The sequence below is a fragment of the Streptomyces sp. PU-14G genome (genome assembly GCF_041028275.1).
In the GTDB taxonomy this organism is placed as follows: domain Bacteria; phylum Actinomycetota; class Actinomycetes; order Streptomycetales; family Streptomycetaceae; genus Streptomyces.
Genome location: NZ_JASKYT010000424.1, coordinates 1 through 5600, shown reverse-complemented (window position 1 = coordinate 5600; position 5600 = coordinate 1). Strand labels below are relative to the sequence as shown.

Below are 5600 nucleotides of genomic sequence, written 5' to 3'. Positions count from 1 at the left end.
TCGGGATTCCCGTGCTGGCCGGCACGCTGGCCATGGCGCGGTACCTGGCCCGGGTGGAGGCCGACCACATCGCCAACGCGACCGGCCCGGTCGGCGGGGACCGCGGACGCCGGGGACATCGCCTGCGCGTGCGTCGTCGTTGTCATACCTCCACTCTCGCCGCGCGGCCGGTCCCGTCCCAGACAGCTGGGGCCCGTATCCGGGGTGTACCTAGCACTACCCCGCCGCGGGGCGGAGGCCGGCGGCGGGACGAACAGGCGGGTCGGAAGGCCGGCCGACCAGCCGACCCGCCTGTTCTGGCGGCCCGGAAGGCCTCAGTGCACGGTCACCGCCACGGCGTTGGAGGGCTGTCCCGCCACGACCGTACGGACGTGGTTCAGCCCCTTGATGCCCAGCTTGACGCGCATCGAGTAGTCCAGTGAACGGTTGACGACCGACGTCCCCGGCAGCGTCTTCCACGTGCCGTGCTGCTTCTGCTGGAGGTGGACGGCCGTGCCCGCCTTGATCCCGGTCACCTTCCCGTGCAGCCGGAACTGCTCCCACTGCTTCACGTCGTGGCGGTCGGCTTTCACGGTGTTGGTCTTCGCCGCCTCGCCGGACCCGGCGGCCGGCGAGGACGGGCTCGCGGCGGTGGTCGCGGGTACGGCGGTCGCGCTGACGGCAGCCGCGCCGACCAGCCCGACGGCGACGGCAGCCGCAACGGCGGTACGGAGACGGAAGGTTGAGGTCACGTTGCACTTCCCGTTCTCTTGAAGGACGCAGACGCACATACGCCCGCAAGCGGTGCGATCGCCTGCGCACCAGACATGCCCCCATGAACGCCCATGTATCCCTGGAGCGGGGACATGTGTCCCTGGAGCGGGGACATGTGTCCCTGGAGCGGGTACACGCACCCCTGGAGCGGGGAGCCGAACGGGAGTTGGGCACGCAGCGGCGGGCCCCGGGCACGGACGGCCTGGCCTCTCACTCCGCCTCGGCGTCCAGCTCCAGGGCGTTCTTCGCCCGCTCCAGCGACTCCTCCGACGGGCCCTGGCCGGGATTCTCGGTCGCCAGCGCCTGGTTGAGGGTGACGAAGGGGCGCATGCGGCGCTCGTAGCGAACGAAGGCGGCGGCGGAGTCGTCGGCGGCTTTGCCCAGCTCGTCGGCCAGGACATACGCGCCGGCCAGGGCGAGGCTGGTGCCCTGGCCCGAGAGCGGGGAGGGGCAGTATCCGGCGTCTCCGACCAGCGCGACGCGTCCGCGCGTCCAGTGGTCCATACGGACCTGCGCCATGGCGGCGAAGTAGAAGTCGGGCGCGGTCCTCATGGCCTCCAGCAGCTTCGGGGTGTCGCCGCCGAGGGCGGACAGGTGTGCGGCGAGGAGTGTTTTCTGCTGCTCGGTGTCGCGGTGGTCGTAGTCGAGCGGGCCCGACATGAAGCCGAGGGTGGCGCGCAGTTCGGTGTTGTCCCGTACGGGGTAGAGGCAGGAGCTCGCGTTCTCCCCCTGCGACCAGACCTGCCAGTTGTCCAGGCCGGCGAAGTTGGCGGTGGAGAAGACGGCCACGTGGGCGCCGAGGTGGTGGAGGTGGTCGGACTCGGGGCCGAAGGCGAGGCGGCGGACGCCGGAGTGCAGGCCGTCCGCGCCGACGACGTGGTCGAAGGTGCGGCGGCTCCCGTCGGCGAAGACGGCCTCCACACCGTCCGGGGTCTGGTCGAGCGCGGTGAGCGAGGTGCCGAAGAGGAACGCGGCTCGCCCTTCGACGCTCCGGTGGAGCATGGCGGTCAGGTCCTCGCGGAGCAGTTCGATGTCGCCGCTGTCCAGGCGCCCGCCGCTGTAGGTCATCTCCGTCGAACGCCACAGCTCGTTGCCGTCGCCGTCGTGCATCGACATGCCGCGCATCCGCGTGCGCGCCGCGCGCGCCTCGTCGAGGAGGCCCGTCCGGGCGAGTACGTCGAGTGCGACACCGCGCACGTCGATGGCCTGTCCTCCCGGACGGACCGCCGGGGCGCGCTCGACGACGGTCGGCTCGAAGCCGCGCTCGCGCAGCCAGTAGGCGAGGGTGAGGCCGGCGACGCTCGCGCCGGAAATGAGGACGGTCCTCATGGGAGACTCCTTCGTACGGTGTACACGCCCTCGGGGGCACACCGCTGAATGTACGGCGTACGCGCAGGCCTGTATATCGGCGTGAGCACCTGCTGAGCTAGGACAGTTCAGCTCGCACACCTCCCTCGCGCCGGTGGCAGCTGTACTAGGACAGGCAACGAAAGGAGGCCCCTGTGGCGAACACCACACCACCGCCGTACGCCCGGATCGTCGCGGAGCTGCGGCGGCGCATCACCGACGGCGAACTCGCCCCCGGGCAACGGGTGCCCTCCACCCGGCGGCTCGCCCAGGAGTGGAACGTCGCACTGGCCACCGCGACCAAGGCACTGACCGTGCTACGCCAGGAAGGCCTCGTGCAGGCGAGGCCCCGGGTCGGCACCGTCGTCGCGCCCCCTCGGCACCACCCSGGGSCCCCGCCCCTCGCCCGGGCGTTCCCTTCCCGGGCGCCCCTTCCCGGGCACCCCTTCCCCTGGTGTCCGGGTTCTTGGAGCCCCTGCTCCTGACGCCCGTGCTCCTGACGCCCGTGCTCCTGACGCCTCGGCTCCTAGAGCCTCCGCTCCTAGAGCCCTTGCTCCTGGCGTCCTTGTTCCTGACGCCTCTGCTCCTGGTCCTCGCCCTCGCCCAGTTCCGGTCGGTCGGGTGCCGGTGCCGGTGTTTCACGTGAAACCTGGAAGACGGCGAGCGCGAGGGCCGCGTACAGCACGGCCACCCCGAGGACGACGACGGCGGAGCGCCCGTCGGGCGGCAGCAGCACCGCGGCGACCGCGGCAGCGCCCACGTAGGCGACGTTGTAGAGCATGTCGTAGAGGGAGAAGACCCGGCCGCGGAAGGCATCGTCCACCGAGGTCTGGACGGCGGTGTCGGTGGCGATCTTCGCGGCCTGCGTGACGAGGCCCAGCACGAAGGCGGCGGCCAGTATCGGCCCGGGTACGAACGGCAGCCCCAGCGCCGGCTCCAGCACCGCGGCGGCGCCCGCGCACAGCGCCATCCAGCCGAAGACCCCCCACCGCCCCACGGCCGCGGGCGTGATCACGGCAGCGGCGAAGAAGCCGAGCCCGGACAGGCCGAGTGCGAGCCCCAGCAGGCCCAGTCCGCCGTCCGCGGAGCCGCCGTCGTTCCACGCGTACCGGCACAGCATCAGCACCGTCACCGTCAGCGCGCCGTAGCAGAACCGCATCAGCGTGGCGGCGGTGAGGGCGTAGGCCGCCGTGCGCCGTGCGGCGAGATGGCGGAGCCCGGCCAGCAGGCCGCGGGCCGTGCTGGCGACGGCGGCCAGGACGCGGGGCTGCACGGCGGTCGGGTCCGGGCCGAGCAGGTCCCTGGCCATCCGCAGCGAGGCCAGGGCCCCCAGCAGGTAGAGGGCTGCCGCGGTCAGCAGCACGAGGCTGTCGGCTTCTCGTCCGGTGCCGGGGGCGAGGTAGCGCACCGCGAAGGCGACCCCGCCGCCCAGCGTGGCGGCGAGCGTGCCGGCGGTCGGGGAGAGGGAGTTGGCGATGACGAGGCGTTCGCCGTCCACGACACGGGGCAGCGCGGCGGACAGTCCGGCCAGCACGAAGCGGTTCACGGCGGTGACGGTGAGCGCGGAGAGGAAGACCAGCCAGTCCGGTACGGCTCCCAGGACGAATGCCGCCGTGACGGCCGCGAGGGCGGTGCGCAGCATGTTGCCGAAGAAGAGCACCTGGCGGCGCCGCCAGCGGTCCAGCAGGACGCCGGCGAAGGGGCCCAGGAGCGAGTACGGCAACAGCAGCACCGCCATGGCGGAGGCGATCGCCGCGGGCGAGGTCTCCTTCTCGGGGGAGAAGACCACGTACGCCGCCAGCGCGATCTGGTAGACCCCGTCGGCGAGCTGGGAGAGCAGTCGTACCGTCAACAGCCTCCGGAAGCCGGGGAAGCGGAGCAGAGTGCGCAGGTCGCGGGCGACGGACATGGGGACCAGCCTCACACAGCAACGCCGGAGTGCGGTGGTTTCACGTGAAACGACGGTCCGTTGCCGTCACTCCCGCAGTGCCGCCCCCCACCGCACGGTGCGCCGTGGTGGGGCGGAGGCGTTGGAAGGGGCGGAGAAGGCGGCGTGCCGACGCGAGGGGGCGGGAGCGAGAGGGCCCAGGGTGAAGGCGTCGGGGGCGCGGTCCAGAACGCCGCCACCGGGGTCGTCGGAACCGTCGTCCCTGCGTACGGGGTCGTTTTCGGGCCGGAGCGCATCGCGGACGATCATCACGCACAGGTAGAGCGTGCCCAACAGGTGGGCGAGAACGACGAGTTGGTAGCCGTCCTCGGGGAGGCCCTGGCGCTGGTCGCCGCTGGAGGTGTAGGCGAGGTACATCCAGATGCCCAGGAAGTAGACGACCTCGCAGCCCTGCCAGATGAGGAAGTCACGCCACCTGGGGCGGGCGAGGGCCGCCAGCGGGATCAGCCACAGCACGTACTGCGGCGAGTAGACCTTGTTGGTGAGGACGAAGAGGGCGATCACCAGGAAGGAGAGCTGCGCGAACCGGGGCCGCCTGGGGGCGCACAGGGCCAGCGCGGCGATCGCGGCGCAGCCCAGCACCATCAGGACGATGGCGTAGAGGTTGGCCTCTTCGAACTCCCGTCCGGTTCGCTGCTGAAGGATCAGCCACAGCGAACCGAAGTCCACGGGGCGCTCCTGACTGAAGGTGTAGAACTTCGCCCAGCCCGCCGGGGACATCACCATCACCGGCACGTTCATCGCCAGCCACGAGCCGACCGCACCCGCCGTCACCCGCCCGAAAGCCCCCCAGCGACCCGCCCGCCAGCACAGCACCAGCAAGGGGCCCAGCAACAGCGCGGGATAGAGCTTGGCCGCCGTCGCCAGGCCGATCAGCACACCGGCGGCCAGCGGGCGCGAGCGGGCCCACAGCAGCATTCCCGCGGCCGTCATGGCGACGGCCAGCAGGTCCCAGTTGACCGTGGCGGTCAGCGCGAGCCCCGGAGCGAGGGCCACGAGCATGCCGTCCCAGGGGCGGTTGCGGTGGGTGCGCACCACGCAGACGACCAGCGCGGCTGCGCAGACCGCGAGCATCCCCGCGTTGATCAGCCAGTACACCTTCTCGTCCTGCACCAGCGATTCCCCACTGGGGGTCAGCACGCTCGCGAGCTGCATGAAGGCACCGGTGAGCACGGGATACTCCAGGTACTCCATGCCGCCGGAGATCCGCTCGGGGATGCGGTCCAGGTAGGGGACGAGCCCCTCGGCGAAACCGCGGCCGTTGTACAGGTGCGGGATGTCGGAGTAGCAGGCGTGCACGTACTGCGCGGACTGCCCGGAGAACCAGGCCCCGCCGAAGCAGGGCGCCTTCTGGACCATCCCGAGCGCGAACATCGCCAGCGCGACGACGACCACCGTGCGCAGCGGCGTCCACCAGCCCGTGCCGTGGAGGGCGCGCCGCCCTGCGCGCCCCCCGGCCACTTCGCTCGCCGCCGTCACCACCTCGTCCTGGTCCGTGGGGCGTACGGCCGCCTCCGTGGCGGGGCGGGCGGCGTGCTGTGGGGGTGGTTTC

The 5600-nt window shown here is 71.9% G+C and carries 4 protein-coding genes and 1 pseudogene; 1 reads left to right on the top strand and 4 read right to left on the bottom strand.

Annotation, left to right across the window (positions count from 1 at the left end):
- Positions 1–314: 314 nt before the first annotated feature.
- Complete coding sequence (locus AB8Z75_RS30550; protein WP_369207662.1) at positions 315–731, bottom strand: hypothetical protein; 417 nt, start codon at positions 729–731, stop codon at positions 315–317.
- A gap of 232 nt (positions 732–963) precedes the next feature.
- Entirely contained in the window at positions 964–2082 is a 1119-nt protein-coding gene (locus tag AB8Z75_RS30545) for an FAD-dependent monooxygenase (protein ID WP_369207660.1), read from the bottom strand.
- A 173-nt stretch (positions 2083–2255) separates the two neighbouring features.
- On the opposite strand from AB8Z75_RS30545, the pseudogene AB8Z75_RS30540 reads away from it, so the two are divergent.
- Positions 2256–2471 (top strand): annotated as a pseudogene (locus tag AB8Z75_RS30540) (GntR family transcriptional regulator); the annotation flags it as partial.
- A 170-nt stretch (positions 2472–2641) separates the two neighbouring features.
- On the opposite strand, the gene AB8Z75_RS30535 reads toward AB8Z75_RS30540, so the two are convergent.
- Both AB8Z75_RS30535 and AB8Z75_RS30530 read right to left on the bottom strand, forming a co-directional pair.
- Positions 2642–4009 carry an MFS transporter gene (locus tag AB8Z75_RS30535; RefSeq protein ID WP_369207658.1) on the bottom strand — a complete coding sequence of 456 codons (1368 nt, stop codon included), beginning with the start codon at positions 4007–4009 and terminating at the stop codon, positions 2642–2644.
- Between the two features lie 66 nt (positions 4010–4075).
- Positions 4076–5530 carry a glycosyltransferase family 87 protein gene (locus tag AB8Z75_RS30530; protein ID WP_369207664.1) on the bottom strand — a complete coding sequence of 485 codons (1455 nt, stop codon included), beginning with the start codon at positions 5528–5530 and terminating at the stop codon, positions 4076–4078.
- Positions 5531–5600 lie beyond the last annotated feature (70 nt).

What these genes read in the sequence shown, in the direction of transcription:
- AB8Z75_RS30545 (WP_369207660.1), bottom strand. Translation starts at nt 2,082, where the DNA reads ATGAGGACCGTCCTCATTTCCGGCGCGAGCGTCGCCGGCCTCACCCTC.
- AB8Z75_RS30535 (WP_369207658.1), bottom strand. Translation starts at nt 4,009, where the DNA reads ATGTCCGTCGCCCGCGACCTGCGCACTCTGCTCCGCTTCCCCGGCTTC.